Source organism: Microbacterium pumilum, from assembly GCF_039530225.1.
Taxonomy (GTDB): Bacteria; Actinomycetota; Actinomycetes; order Actinomycetales; family Microbacteriaceae; genus Microbacterium; species Microbacterium pumilum.
In genome coordinates this window covers 387954-401732 of sequence record NZ_BAAAOH010000001.1, presented here as the reverse complement: position 1 = coordinate 401732, position 13779 = coordinate 387954, and the positions used below count along the sequence as shown (strand labels likewise).

13 protein-coding genes and 1 pseudogene are annotated in these 13779 nt (G+C 66.8%); 2 read left to right on the top strand and 12 right to left on the bottom strand.

All coding sequences use genetic code 11. The annotated features are described in order from the left end of the window. Positions 1 to 20 precede the first annotated feature (20 nt). From ABD188_RS01850 to ABD188_RS01840, 3 genes are read right to left on the bottom strand one after another with little or no spacing between them, the layout of a single operon-like run. Complete coding sequence (locus ABD188_RS01850) at positions 21 to 665, bottom strand: LuxR C-terminal-related transcriptional regulator (RefSeq protein ID WP_344057975.1); 645 nt, start codon at positions 663 to 665, stop codon at positions 21 to 23. Beyond that, complete coding sequence (locus ABD188_RS01845; RefSeq protein WP_344057973.1) at positions 653 to 2389, bottom strand: sensor histidine kinase; 1737 nt, start codon at positions 2387 to 2389, stop codon at positions 653 to 655. The genes ABD188_RS01850 and ABD188_RS01845 overlap by 13 nt, the downstream gene beginning before the upstream one ends. Then, on the bottom strand, positions 2386 to 4008 hold the full coding sequence (locus tag ABD188_RS01840) for a sensor histidine kinase (RefSeq protein ID WP_344057971.1): 1623 nt from the start codon (positions 4006 to 4008) through the stop codon (positions 2386 to 2388). Before ABD188_RS01840 ends, ABD188_RS01845 begins: the two co-directional genes overlap by 4 nt. A 146-nt stretch (positions 4009 to 4154) precedes the next feature. On the opposite strand from ABD188_RS01840, the gene ABD188_RS01835 reads away from it, so the two are divergent. Beyond that, positions 4155 to 5651, top strand: coding sequence for a TRAP transporter substrate-binding protein (locus ABD188_RS01835; protein WP_344057969.1), 1497 nt, complete (start codon positions 4155 to 4157; stop codon positions 5649 to 5651). Positions 5652 to 5970: 319 nt separating this feature from the next. On the opposite strand, the gene ABD188_RS01830 is transcribed toward ABD188_RS01835, so the two are convergent. The 3 genes from ABD188_RS01830 to ABD188_RS01820 form a co-directional block, all read right to left on the bottom strand. Further along, the gene (locus tag ABD188_RS01830; RefSeq protein WP_344057967.1) at positions 5971 to 6735 is read right to left on the bottom strand and encodes an NAD(P)-dependent oxidoreductase; all 765 of its coding nucleotides are present in this window, start codon (positions 6733 to 6735) and stop codon (positions 5971 to 5973) included. Between the two features lie 221 nt (positions 6736 to 6956). Beyond that, positions 6957 to 7397, bottom strand: a complete 441-nt coding sequence (locus tag ABD188_RS01825) for a GNAT family N-acetyltransferase (protein ID WP_344057965.1) — start codon at positions 7395 to 7397, stop codon at positions 6957 to 6959. A 300-nt stretch (positions 7398 to 7697) separates the two neighbouring features. Beyond that, entirely contained in the window at positions 7698 to 8054 is a 357-nt protein-coding gene (locus tag ABD188_RS01820; protein ID WP_344057963.1) for a VOC family protein, read from the bottom strand. A 51-nt stretch (positions 8055 to 8105) separates the two neighbouring features. Here ABD188_RS01820 and ABD188_RS01815 point away from each other — a divergent pair, with 51 nt between their 5' ends. Then, complete coding sequence (locus ABD188_RS01815; protein ID WP_425561315.1) at positions 8106 to 8612, top strand: aldo/keto reductase; 507 nt, start codon at positions 8106 to 8108, stop codon at positions 8610 to 8612. Between the two features lie 197 nt (positions 8613 to 8809). Here the strand turns inward: ABD188_RS01815 and ABD188_RS20175 are convergent. From ABD188_RS20175 to ABD188_RS01785, 6 genes and pseudogenes are all read right to left on the bottom strand, one after another. Further along, positions 8810 to 8935: pseudogene (locus ABD188_RS20175) on the bottom strand (aldo/keto reductase); the annotation flags it as partial. 154 nt (positions 8936 to 9089) lie between these two features. Beyond that, positions 9090 to 9977, bottom strand: a complete 888-nt coding sequence (locus tag ABD188_RS01805) for an aldo/keto reductase (protein ID WP_344057961.1) — start codon at positions 9975 to 9977, stop codon at positions 9090 to 9092. Then, a complete protein-coding gene (locus ABD188_RS01800) occupies positions 9974 to 10846 on the bottom strand; it encodes a helix-turn-helix transcriptional regulator (RefSeq protein ID WP_344057959.1) in 873 nt (290 codons plus the stop codon). Before ABD188_RS01800 ends, ABD188_RS01805 begins: the two co-directional genes overlap by 4 nt. Before the next feature lies 1 nt (position 10847). Beyond that, entirely contained in the window at positions 10848 to 11735 is an 888-nt protein-coding gene (locus tag ABD188_RS01795) for an aldo/keto reductase (RefSeq protein WP_344057958.1), read from the bottom strand. Positions 11736 to 12391: 656 nt separating this feature from the next. After that, a complete protein-coding gene (locus ABD188_RS01790) occupies positions 12392 to 13240 on the bottom strand; it encodes an SDR family NAD(P)-dependent oxidoreductase (RefSeq protein WP_344057956.1) in 849 nt (282 codons plus the stop codon). Next, positions 13233 to 13670, bottom strand: coding sequence for a (R)-mandelonitrile lyase (locus ABD188_RS01785; protein ID WP_344057954.1), 438 nt, complete (start codon positions 13668 to 13670; stop codon positions 13233 to 13235). Before ABD188_RS01785 ends, ABD188_RS01790 begins: the two co-directional genes overlap by 8 nt. Positions 13671 to 13779 lie beyond the last annotated feature (109 nt).

Below are 13779 nucleotides of genomic sequence, written 5' to 3'. Positions count from 1 at the left end.
TACCTGCTGGCCGGCGCGCTCTACGCCCTGAGATAGGCGAGCACGGCGAGTACTCGTCGATGAGATTGTGGTGAATCGAGCAGTCCGAGTTTGCCGAAGACGCGCGCGATGTGCGCCTCGACGGTGCGCTCGCTCACGTAGAGCCGCGACGCGATGGCGCGGTTCGAGAGGCCCTCGGCAACGAGTGCCAGCACGCTGCGCTCGCGCTCGCTGAGCCGATCGATCGGGTCGTCGCGACGTAGTCGCGACAATAGCTGTGCCACGATTCCTGGATCAATGACGGTTTGACCCTGGCAGACGCGTCGTAGCGCGTCCACGATCACCATCGGCTCGAATACCCGGTCCTTGATGAGGTAGCCGACCGAAGCCGGGTTCTGCTCGATGAGATCCATGGCATAGCTTGCCTCGACGTACTGCGAGAGCAGGAGAACGGCGACCGCAGGGTGATTGGTGCGGATGTCTCGCGCGGCCACGAGTCCTTCGGTCGTGTGGGTGGGGGGCATCCGGATGTCGACGATCGCGGCGTCGGGTTCGTGCTCCGCGATGGCGCTCAACAGTCCGAGCCCATCTGCTGCCTCGGCGACCACGTCGATGCCGGCGCGTTCCAGCACGTCTGCTACCCCGCGGCGGATCAGCAGCATGTCGTCGGCGATCACGACTCGCATGGGAGCTCCGCGACGATGCGTCCATGGTGGGCGTGGACGAGACCGCCGATCGCTCCAACGCGGTCGAGGGTGCTCGGGAGGGGCGCCGGCGCGTCCGCTGCGTCATCTTTGACGGTCACGGTGAGCGTTCCTCCCGCTGCCACGATCGTGACGGTGGCATGCGATGCGAGACGTCGAGAGGCATCCTCGACCGCCGAGACCACGAAGCGGTAGGCGGTCATTTCGACGGCGCGATCGACACGCTCGGGTGCGACGGAGTCGAATTCGATCGCGATCGGCGCACTGGTGGCGTAGGTCGCGAGCGCCGAGAGCAGACCGCCACTCTCGAGAATCGTCGGGTACACGCCGCGGGCGACCTCGCGCAGGTCGTCGATCGCCGCCCGGGCCAGCGCAATGCCCTGCTGGAGGTCGTCTGCGCATTGCAGGTCGCCGGCATCCGCGAGGTCGGCGAGAGCCCGGAGCTGGAGTACGAGGACCGTCAGACGATGCTGCGCGCCATCGTGAAGTGCCCGCTCCAGTTCGCGGCGGCGGTCATCTTGCGCGATGACGATACGAGTGCGGGCAGAGCGCAGTTCTCTCAGCTGGACCTCGAGCTCAACGCGAAGCGACTCGTTCTCGATTGCGAGCCGCAGCGCCGGCCCGAGATGGCTCTCGATCTCGGTGAGCGCGCTGTGCCCGATCGTCGCGACGCTGCGTCCTTCGCGCGCGATCGTCACCGTTCTGACCTCGACCGAGTCGCTCGGCGGCTCCACAGGCATACCATCGCAGTCGATGTACTGCTGCGACTCGGGTAGCCAGAACGCGAGGGAGAGGGTGGAGTCGCCGGTCGCCTGTCGCAGAGACTCCTGGATGGCGCTCGATTGGCCGCCTGATGTCGTCTGGACGATTGCGTCGACAGCTGTCTGGCGCCGGCGAATGATCCAGATCTGACTCGCGATGGCGATTGAGAGCAGCAGCCCACCACCCGCGATCGCCGCCTGCCCGGTCTCAGCCCACATGTTGCCCGGTCCCCGCGAACCCGCGGTCGCCTCGACAATCAGTTTCAGCGCGATGCCGAGCAGCAGCACAGTGGAGGCCGAGACGGCGAGCCACGACGACGCGCTCCTGCGCACTGTGGCATCCCGAAATGCGCTCAGCATCGCGACCCCGACCACGAACACGTCCAGACCGCTTGCCGTGACGAACGCCGCCCCGGCGAGCCAGGGGAGCGGAACGATCAGAAATGCACTGCCGCCGCATGTCGCCCAGCATCCGACGTCCTGAAACGGGTCGTAGGAGAAGGCGAAGATCGCTGCCGCAACGCCGAGCGCGATCCCCGTGGCCACGAGCACTCGATGCCGTCGGGGCAGCGGCTCGCGTCCATCCGGGAACCCCATCACAATCGTCGCCAGGACGAACGGCGTGAACAGTGCCAGTATTGTGCCGAGCGAGCGCGCGAAGAGCGGGCCGCTGTCCCACGCGATCCACACCGGGCTGAACCAGAGGATCGATGCGAGCACGAGCAGCGGCCCGGTCCGCCATGTAGCTCGGAGCTGCAATACGACCAACCCACTGGCGAGGAGCGAGATCCCCGCTGCCGTGAGGAGCAATGGGAGCGGGCCGGTTCCCGCGAAGAATGAGGCCGCCGGATTCTCGGTGATGCTGAGTCCGACCGCGCACGCGAGCATGACGACGCCGCTGGCTCCGATCGACACCCGGCGGATTGTGGCCGGCGCAGCCGTCATGGCCTGATCCCCACCACGGCCGGCGGCGCATCATCGAGCGGCACGCGACCGATGAGGCGTGTGCCGGCGCCGTGCGCGCTCTGCAGTGTGACGACGCCGCCCACGGCGGCGATCCGATCCGCGATGCCCTGGATGCCGCTCCCCAGTGTCGCGCCGCCGGCTCCATCGTCGGCGACTTCCAGGTTCAGTACGCCATCGGCCGCCGCGACGCGCACCCAGGCACGTCGTGCCGACGCATGCTTCGAGATGTTCGCCAGTCCCTCGAGGCAGAAGAAGTAGGCGGCGAGCTGGATGTCCGGGTCGACTGGGTCGTGCTCGACGATCTCGAGGTCGACGCTGATGGCGCTTTCGTGCACCGCGGCTCCGAGTGCCTGGGTGAGACCCAGCTCGTCCAGAGCGCGAGGGTGCAGTCCTGCCGAGAACCGGGCGAGATCCTCGCGGGCATCGCCGAGCAGCGCCTGGACGGTGGCGAGCGGCTTCTCGATCTCGGGTTCATGCGCCTGAATGCCGTGGAGAATCCGCTCCAGCGCCGTGAGGCTCTTGTCGGCTCCTGAGTGCACTCGCTCTTCGAGTTCGCGTCCCGCCTCATCCGCCGCTCGAATGAGGCGGCTTCGTGACGCGCGCACCGCGTCGAGCTGTGTAGCGACGTCGGTGCGGAGAGAGCGATTGGCGGCGTCGAGACGAATCGCGGCGACAACAGAATCACGGAGCGGTGGCTCCGCGAGGGCGTCGGTGACCGTGCAGAGCGTAGCGGTCCGGTCGTTGACGAGATCGATGACCAGTTCTTCCCGGCCTGGGTCGGGCGCAATCTCGCGGTCCCTCCCACGCGGGTCCGCGGTGGCGTACGCGATCGTCAGCTGGGGATCGCCGAGTACGCGACGCAGAGCGCCCTCGAGGCCGGCGCCGGCCGCGTCATCCAGTTCCACCACCAGGTCCACGAGCTCTCCGCCCCGGCTGACAGTGCCCGCAGCGAGGACGAGCAGACCGGCCGCGACCGCAATCGTGACCTCGAGCGCGACCAGCGCGACGGTCGATGCGAGTGAGGTGGCCACCATCTCTCGGATGGCGAATCCGATCGCGGTCGACGTCGCAAGGAGCGCGGATGCCTCGAGCGCGCGACGCTTCGACCGACGTCGCACGCCCCGCGAGCTGGAGTACTCCACCGCCGCCACGCCGACAGCTGCGAGGGAGACGGCGATCGCCGGCGCCGGGTTCGTCCACAGCCACGGCATGAGCGCTGCCGCATACCCGACCGCGACGGCGGCACGTTGAAAAGGCGAGATCATGCGCCCAGACGGCACCGTGATGATCGCATGGAAGAGCACCCCGTGGTACGCCCACGTCAGGGCGCCGCCGGCCCACCCCGCTGCGCCCGCCAGCACCGCGTAGTCGCCGACGAACCATGCGAATCCTGCGATCACGAGCAGTTGGCCGACACTGCTGGTGGGTGTCCGCCGCATGGCCAGGAGGCCCGCTCCGGTCAAGACCCATCCTGTGAGCAGGTCGCCCGTCCAGGCGGCGACGTTCCACGGCGCGTATGCCACTGCGATCGACGCGATGCCCACCACGACGATTCCGAACGCGATGGCGAACGCCCGCACCGGCCCGTTCGTCGCCATGGCCACACGGTATCGCCCGGGCGTCAGCAGGGTAAGGCTCGGCTCTCGGATGCCGTGCTAGCACGGCATCCGAGAGAGAGCCCCCACGAATGTGGCGACGCGCTGCCGCGCGTAGGTTTCGGTGCAGAATCGACCAAGGAGACGCCATGTCCTACCACGCCCGTGCACCGCGAACCACCCGGCGCGCTGCCGCCGTTCGCGCGGCAGTCGCCACAGCGATCGCCTTCACTATGGCTCTCGTGCCCGCCTTGTCGGGTTGTTCGAACGTCGATGTCGTCGCAGACAAGGCGGGCGGCTCCGGTCCGGTCTCGCTTCGGATGGCCGATGCCAACGGCCGCATCGACTACGAACCCGCCGTCAGCGCGTTCGTCGATGCCGTCGCCGAGGTCTCCGGCGGAGAGCTCATCATCGAGGTTGTGAATGAGTGGGGTGGCACGCCGGCTGACCCCGAGCAGACGGTGGTGCGCGATGTCGCGGCGGGTCAAGCGGATCTCGGCTGGGCGGGAACGCGGGTATTCGACCTCCTCGGCGTCGATGCCTTGACGCCCCTGACCGCGCCGCTGGTCATCGACAGCTACGCGCTCGAGGACGCCGTCATCACGAGCGAGTTGGCACCCGAGTTGCTCTCGTCGGTCGATGAACTCGGCATCACGGGACTGGCTCTGCTCGGAGGCGGGTTGCGCAAACCCATCGCCGCCGAGTCTCCGCTGCTTTCGGTCGACGACTGGAAGGGAGTGACATTCCAGTCCTTCCCGTCCGCCGGGCAGGCAGCCGCCATCACCGCACTCGGTGCGACGCCGTCCAACGTGCTGTGGGGCGAGCTCGACGCGAGCGTCGCGGCCGGCGAGGTCCGCGGATTCGAGAAGAACCTCCACATCGTTCTCATGAACGCGCAGCAGCACATCGCGCCGTTCATCACGACCAATGTGAACCTGTGGCCGGAGCCTTCGATCGTGTTCGCGAATCCCGCAGCGCTCGCACGCCTCACCGACACTCAGCGCGGCTGGCTTGCTGAGGCCGCGCGCCAGACTGCGGCTGAGTCATCGAAGCTGTTCGACGATCAATCCGATCTCGAGGCACTGTGCGCACAAGGGGCGCAGCCCGTCTCGGCGACCGACGCCGACCTCGATGGGTTGCGTGCGGCGCTTGAACCAGTAGTAGAGGCGATTCGCACTGGCCCCGCAGCCACCACTCTGAAGCGGATCGAGGCCCTCAAGGGCGCGGTCACGCCAGAACCGCCCCTCTCGTTGCCCGCGAACTGCGGCACCGAGGCACCAGCGAAGCCGACCGTGGGGACGGCGGATGTCGATGGCACCTACCGCTGGGTGATCACTGCGGACGACGCCAAGCGTTTCGGGACTGCCGGGGACAAGACGGACGAAGGCTTGTCCCGCTTCCCCGTCACATTCACCGCCACACTCCGTGACGGCGGGTGGACGATGGCAGAGGATGACGAGCCCGGGCGCTCCGGTGGATCATTCGCCGCCGACGCATCGACGATCACCTTCCAGTGGGGTCCCAGGTCGCTGAGTTGGTCCTATGCGGTAGACCCCTCGGGGGCGATCACTCTCACTCCGCTTCAGGTTGACGACGTCGGTGACGTCTTCATCTGGAGCACGGAGCCCTGGCAGAAGATCTCGTGAAGGACGCTCGCGCCTACGCCGAGAATCTGATCACTGGACTCGAGCACCGCTCGCGTCGGATCCGTGTGAGCGCGTCGGCATACGCGAGGCAGTTCGCCCGTTGGCAAAAGGCTCAACATGCGTTGCTGTTCCAGCTCCACGACACAAGCGAGTTCACGCAATCCGAGCTCGCCGGGTTGTACAGCGATTCGCGCGCGACCGTGCCTGCACGCGACGGTGCCCTTGCGCGCACTGCCCGGTCAAGGATCCGATCCGTTCCGCAGGTGGTTTCAGGCGCATTGCTTGTCAGCCCGGTGCCACTTCCAACTGGTCGGCACGGTCAGTCGGGTCGGTCGTGCTCGTCGAAGACGAGCGCCGCGGCTTCGCCGAATCCCACAGGCTTCCCGACATCCGAGAAGGTGGCGGCGATCTGTCGCATTTCGTCCGCCCATCGCCAGCCCTTCGTCGTGGCATCGCTTTGGGCGCGGGCAAGTGCGGCTTCCATCTGCGGCTGCGATCGACGCCACTCCGCCAGCAGAGCGGTCTCGACACCGTAGGCACGGGCGGCATCGAACGTCGCGAGAAGGAGCGCAGCGCTCACCTTGGTCATGGTGGCGTAGCTCATCTTCATCGCCGACGCGGCGAACTCCGACGCTGCGAGGACGATCGCGTCGACGCGGCTGGAATCGAACAGTTCCGCCACCGCTGACGCGCCCGCTCCGGAGAGGAAGAGCCGGGTCGTTCCCGCCACGCGCGGTGGAGGTCCGACGACTCCGCCGTCGACATACGTCCCGCCTGCGGCGTCGATCGTCATCGCCACCTGCGCCGCGCGCGCCGGGCTGATCGCGTTCGCGTCCACGAACGTCCCCGCGAACCCCGTCATCCCTCCCGCCGTCGAAACCGCCGCGACCGGGGGCACGAGCGAGATGACGACATCGACGCCACGCAGGTCGTCGAGTCGCCGCAACGGAACAGCATCGGCTCGAGCGGACGTGGCGCCACTTCGGCCCGCGGGCAACCATCCCACATCGTGGCCGACCTCAGCGAGCGCGGCACCCATCGCCGCTCCCATCGATTCCGGATGCAGCACGGCGATGCGAACCATGTGACTATCCTGCGCCCTGATGTCTCACGGACGCGCGAGGCATTTGATTCCGATCCTTCGCGACCGCAAGAGCCGGCAGGGAGGACCACCTCGGGACCCGAATACGCGATGCGTCTACCCTCACTTTCGCGCGGTGCCGTCTGTCGGACAGAAGCGAATATCCACGAGCGTCTCCCATCGGGGCATGGACCGGCTGAGAGATCACCTTCTGCCAGGCAGAGCTAGTGGGCGGGTGGCGCGTATCCTATGCCCCAACGCAGCATCCAGGACTCCGGGTCGGTGAGCTGCCGGAACCCGAACTGTTCGTACAGTCCGTGCGCGTCCTCGGTGAACAGCGCAGTTCGCTTCAGTCCGAGTGGCTCGAGGTCTTCGATAATTCCAGTCATGATGCACTTGCCGACGCCACGACCACGGGCAGCCGGATCGACGAAGACGTCCGCGATCCAGGCGAAGGTCGCGCCGTCCGTGATCGCGCGCGCGTAACCTAGCTGCTGCCGGGTGTCCGCGTCGAACACCCCGTAGTTGCGTGACCCGGCCATCGCGGCGTCGTGGGCCTCGCGCGTCCGGTCGCGCGCCCAATATGATTCCTCCGCCAGCCATCGATGCACTCGTTCGACATCCATGGCATCAGGATCAGCCGAGAAGACCAGATCGGTGAACATCCTCCGATCCAATCATCCGTGGCCCGATGGGGCACCAAGGTGCTCGTGATCAAGTGGACCGGACACGCGACCTGCGGCGCGCAGCGCACGGGACAACACTCATGGCGCCGGGATCCGCGTGCACGCACTGCCCACTTCCGCGCATTGCTCGACCGGGGATCATGATCGTCCGCGCTGAGGCCCGCACGCGACCTCGCTTCAACGGGCTGTGCGCGATTAGAGATCCGAATCGGTCGCCCTGAGGGATCCCTCAAGCGGGCACGACCCGTAAGGGATCGCGAACGGTCCGCGTTCGAGTCTTCAGTCTCGTACGGTCACGTTGAGGTCCACGGCCAGAAGGTCTCGCGCGGCGAAAAGGTTGTAGCTCGACGAAGAGAAGTTCCCCACGTGGTACGCCTTCCGGTCGAGCGCATCGACCACCGCGTCCAGTGTGGGCGCTTCGAATTCGAGGTCCATAACCCCTTCACCGTGCGCGTCGAGGTGGCGCCGCCATGGGGTGTCGTTCTCGCCGGGCTGCCAGAACGCGAGGAAGAGGACGCCATCGGCGAGTGGCTTCCCGATCAGTGCGCTCCAGCGGGCACGAGTGACCGCGATGTCTCGGACGACGATGCTGATCTGGGTCAGCTTCATCGGTGCGGGCGCGTCGTGTTCGCTCATGCGAGTTCGATCGCCCCGTTGAGTACGTGCAGAGAAGCAGGCGTGTACTGCATGATCTCGACCCGGTTGCCGTCCGGGTCGACGATCCAGAACTGCTTCGCGTTGTCCGAACACCTTCACCGGCTACTCGCCGAGACCACCGTCGTTCCCGCCGTGAACCAGATCGAACTGCACCCCTACTTCTCGCAGAAGGACGTGCAGACCCTCCACGCCGAGCACGGCATCCTGACCCAAGCGTGGTCACCGATCGGCGGCATCACCATCTACAGGCCCGCCGCGCAGAGCGCCCTTGACGACGCCACGCTGAAAGCGATTGGTGAGGCACACGGGAAGACCCCCGCCCAAGTCACGGTCCGCTGGCACATCCAGCAGGGCCGCTCCGCAATCCCCAAATCAACCAAAGCCGCCCGCATCGCGGAGAACTTCGACGTCTTCGACTTCGAACTCAGCAACGAGGAGCTCGCCGTGATCGATGCGCTCGACACCGGCGTGCGCGGTGGACCCCCAGTCGAGGTCATCACCCGCAAAACCTTCGCCTTCACCATTCCGGAGGCGTGAGACGAGCGCCGCGGTGAGGCTTGCGCGCCCACCGCGGCACTCATCTCGACCGGACCGAGCGGCACACCGCGATCGCTCCACCCGAGCCGAACCACCCGCACCAGGTCCGACAAAGACATCTCGCCGTCCCACTCCTCGATCGCCCGTCAGCCGATCCGAATCGGTCGCCCGGCGTGGCGCTCTGCACCGGGGTGACGGGGGTACGCGGCGTGTACGCGGCCGATCGTCGCCGTAGACGCTTCGGAAAGGCCGAGGTGCTTGACCTTGCCTTCGCGAATGAGTTCCCCGACGGTCCCCGCGACATCCTCGATCGGCACCGCCGGCGACTCATCTCTGTACGGTCTCCGGGGTTTGGCCCGTAGCCGGCAGACATGCCCATGCAGCCATGCAGCCGAGTCCGACCGCGGACACTTCGAGGCTGTGACCGAGGGTGCGTGTGTGCACGATGCTGTCCTTCTGTTGTAGCGGGCGTGTGGGTCAGGGCTCGGGGATTTCGACGTCCCAGGTGGAGGGGTCGACCTCGTCGGGATCGGGGCCGCCGCGCATTCCACGATCGAGCGCATCGATCTCGGTGAGTTCGTCGGTGTCGAGCTCGAAGTCGAACACGTCGATGTTCTGCGCGATTCGTCCCGGGTTGGTCGATTTGGGAATGGCCGAGCGTCCCTGCTGCAGGTGCCATCTGAGCATGACCTGTGCGGGAGTCTTTCCGTGCGTCTCGGCGATGCGACGGATGGTGCCGTCCTCGAGAACGCTGGCACGATTCTCACCCCAGCCGGGGTAGAAGGTGATGCCCCCGATCGGCGACCAGGCTTGAGTGAGGATCCCGCTCTCTGCGTCCACGCGCTGGACGTCAGGCTGGGTGAAGTAGGGGTGCAGTTCCACCTGGTTGACTGCCGGTACGACGGTCGTCTGTTCGCGCAACGCCGCGAGATGGTGGGGCATGAAATTGCTGACCCCGATGGACCGCACCTGCCCGTCATCCAGGAGCCGCTCGAGGGCCCGGTAAGCCCCGACGGTTCGTTCGAAGTGCTGCGGCATCGGCTGGTGCAGGATCAGCAGGTCGATCTGAGACACCCCCAGCTTGGTCGCGCTCTTCTCGAACGCGTGCAACGTCTGCTCGTAGCCATAGTCGCTGACCCAGACCTTCGTCTCGACGAACACCTCAGCCGGGTCGATGCCCGACCGACGGATGCCGTCGCCGACCTCACGCTCGTTGCCGTAGCCGGCAGCGGTGTCGATATGCCGGTAGCCGGCTTTGAGGGCGGTCTCTACCGCCACCGCGGTCTCTTCGGGGGCGCTCTGGAAAACGCCGAAGCCGATCGCGGGGATGCGCGCCCCGCTGTTGAGGGTGATGGTCTCGTTCATGATGTCTCCGCTCGATCGGGTGACCCCACCTGGGTCTTCACCCACGAGGCCAGGAGCGCGATCCGCTCCGCGGTGGGCGAGTGGGGCTCGACCGTATAGACGAGCATGGTCAGCCCCGGTTCCGTGGTGAGGTCGAAGGATTCGTATCCGAATTCGAGGTCTCCGACGTCCGGATGCCGGTACCTTTTCGTCCCGCGCTGGTATCGGATGACGTCGTGCGAGGCCCACAGCGACCGGAATTCGTCGCTCTGCATGGACAGCTGGCCGATGAGCCGGATGAGCGCGTCGTCGAAAGGGTCTCTCCCGGCGGCTTGGTGCAGCAGTGCCACGGCGTTCCTCTTGGCCCGGGCGAAGTCGATGAAGAAGTCCTCCGCGCGGGGATCGAGGAACTGGAATACCGCGGCGTTGAACAGCTCGCCGCCCTTCGGCGGCAGGGGGTACAGCGCCGAGCCGAGCGCATTGGCGGCCACGACGTCGAGTCGGGCGTTCTGTACGATCGCGGGCACGGTGATCGCGTCGAGCACGGCCTGAGTGCCGGCCGTGACTGCCATGGGCGTCTTCGGGCGCGGCTTTCGCCGGTGGGGCGCCGCGGTGACGTCCACCAGGTTCAGCAGGTGTTCCCGCTCGGTGTCATCCAACTGCAGAGCGTGCGCGATCGCGTCGAGCACTTCGCGGGATGCGCCGCGGGTGCGTCCGCGCTCCAGCTTCGCGTAGTAGTCCGTGCTGACTCCTGCCAGGTGGGCGACTTCCTCCCGTCGGAGGCCCGGGACTCGCCGGGCACCGCCGAAGACGGGTACGCCGGCCTCCTCGGGGGTGATCCTGGCGCGCCGCGAGGTGAGGAAGCTGCGGATCTCTTCGGGAGTGGACATGTCACGCCGCGTCGATCGTGAGGTCGATGACGTCGGGGGTGGCCTCGTCGGGGTCGATGGCGCCGCGTCGGCCGGTATCGAGCGCTGCGATCGCCTCCAGGTCGTCGGCTGTCAGCTCGAAGTCGAAGACGTCGAGGTTCTCCGCGATCCGCTGGGGGTTGACCGACTTGGGGATCGTGCTGCGCCTCTCCTGCAGGTGCCAGCGCAGGATCACCTGCGCGGGGGTCTTCCCACGTGCGGCGGCGATGCCCTGAATCGTCTTGTTCTGCAACGGCGGCACCGCGCCGTTCTCGCCGGCCCACCCGTAGACTCCGCCGATCGGCGACCACGCCTGGGTCAGGACACCGAGCTCTCGGTGCAGGGCGAGCTGGTCGCGCTGCTGGAAGTTGGGGTGCAGCTCGATCTGGTTCACGGCGGGCACCACGTCCGTCTCTCTCAGAAGCGCCCGCAGGTGCTCTGTCTTGAAGTTGGCCACTCCGATCGCGCGGACACGCCCGTCCGCGAGGAGGCGCTCGGCCGCCTTGTAAGCGGCGACGGTGTCATTCCAGTTCGCCGGCCACGGCCAGTGCAGCAGATAGAGGTCGAGGTAGTCGACGCCGAGCTTGGCGCTGCTGGTATCGAACGCGCGCAGAGCGCTGTCGAACCCGTAGTCGGTCATCCACAGTTTCGTTGTGAGGAACACGTCCCCGCGATCGACCCCGGAGTCACGGATGCCCTGCCCGACTTCACGTTCGTTGAAGTACGCCGCCGCGGTGTCGATCAACCGGTAACCGGCCTGCAGCGCGGTGGACACAGCGGCCGTCGCCTCTTCGCCGTCACTCAGCAGCACCCCCAGTCCCAAGGCGGGAATCTCGACAGCATTGTTCAGGATGATCGTCTTGTCGCTCATGCCAGTCCTCTCACTTCCTCCTCGAGTCAAGCCGTCGGCGCGTTGTCGGGGAAGGGCGAGTTGAACAGTGGTCTGGTGGACCACCCCACACGCGTGTACCGCGACCGGGGAACTAAGCGTCGATTTCACCCCGCGAAGTTGGAGACCCCGATCCGCAAAGTCTTCATGCTTCTTGCGCTGCGCGAACTGCGCCTTGCCCGAGGCCGATTCACCTGGACCGGACCGACGCGGAGTTGACGGTGGTCGGATTCACCACGGGGCAGGCGACCTTCGGCCACGTGGACGTGGCCTACCTGCCGATCGACACCTGGCGCCGGTGACCCCGGGGTGTCCGCGGCCCCTGGCCGAAGGGCGGCCGGCGTCGTCCGGAGAGGCCGGGGCTGATGCTTGACACGTGGGGGAGCGGTCGTCGTCGAAGCCCGACGCGGGCGGATTTCCGGGGCTGGATGCGCGACGCTCGCCGTCACCGAGCTCACTCGGCCGCTGTCCGCCCGACAGCGCAGAGGAGCATGTACGCCCGGGACGTCACGTGTTTCACCTCGTGGGGTGGTGCACCGTGTACCGCGTGAACACCTTTGATTCGCCGGGGATCCCACAGCTGAGAGGTCGCTGAAGGATCACCCACCGGCATGGAGTTCCGGCGACATGACGACGTCTCAGGAAGCGTGGTCGGGGTGGTCGAGACCGGTTGAGAGGTCGAGGTGCGCATCGGCTTGTTCGATGAGAGCCTGGCCCTTCTGCTTCACGGCTTCGACCGCGTCAGCGCCAGCCACCCAGCGGGCGGGCGCTTCGTCCAGCTCGATGACCTTGACGAGGCTGGCAGCGAGCTTCGCGGGGTCGCCGCTCTGCTTTCCGTTCATCGACTTCCACGCTTCGATCGTGCTCGCGGTGTCTGAGTAGTCGTCGATCGACAGATCGGACCAGAGGGTGGACGATCCCTCGACGAGCAGTTCGGTGCGGAAGAAGCCGGGTTCGACGGCGGTGACCTGGATGCCGAACTGCTCGACCTCTTCGCGCAGCGATTCGGTCCAGCCCTCCAGTGCGAACTTCGAGGCGCCGTACGCACTGCCGAACGCACCCGAGACGATTCCCGCTGTCGAGGTGATCGTGACGATCTGGCCGGAGCGCTGTCGGCGCATGACCGGCAGCACCGCCCTGGTGACGTTCAGCGGGCCGAAGAAGTTCGTCTCGATCTGCGCGCGGAACTGCTCCGGAGTGATCTCCTCGAAGTATCCGGCCTGGAAGTTCCCGGCGTTGTTGACGAGCACGTCGATGCGACCGAACCGGTCGATCGCCTCATGCACGGCCGCGTCGATCGAGGCGGTGTCGGTGATGTCGAGCGACACGGCCAACAGGTCGGCGTGGTCGCCCACCGCGGCAACGACGTTCGCGGCGTCACGTGCGGTGGCGACGAGGCGATATCCGGCCGCGAGTGCCGCCTGCGCGATGTCCACGCCCATGCCGCGGCCTGCGCCGGTGACGAGCCACACCTTGGTGTCAGTCATTCTGTGCCTCCGCTGATCCTGATGCCTGGGCTGCGCGGGCGTATTCCTGGTCGGCAATGTGCTCGAGCCACGTCGTCGAGGTGGCGGGGTCGTCGCCGCCTTCGAGCATTGCCAGGTGCTCCATCCAGCGTTCCGGGGTTGCGCCGTGCCAATGCTCCTCACCGGGTGGGGTGTAGATCGTCTGCCCCTGGTGGGCGGCGACGACGTGCCCGTCGCGGGTGCCGCAGAGCGCCGTGCCCTGGGTCACCCTCAGATATTGGCCGCGGGCGTGTGAGTGCCAGGCGGTGCGAGCGCCTGGTGCGAAGCGGACTGTGGCGACCGTCATCCGCTGGTCTGTATTGCGGGGCGCCGCGATCGGGTCGAGCCACACATCACCGGTGAACCGCTCAGGTGGGTTCTTGATCGTCGGGACGACGGGTTCGATGTTCATGGGTGCTTCTCCTTCTGGCGGACACGGCTCTGCGGCTGGCCCACGACGGACAATACGCCGGGGACCGGTGTCGAGGAATGCTCTGTCAGTACACCTTCCCGCAGTACCT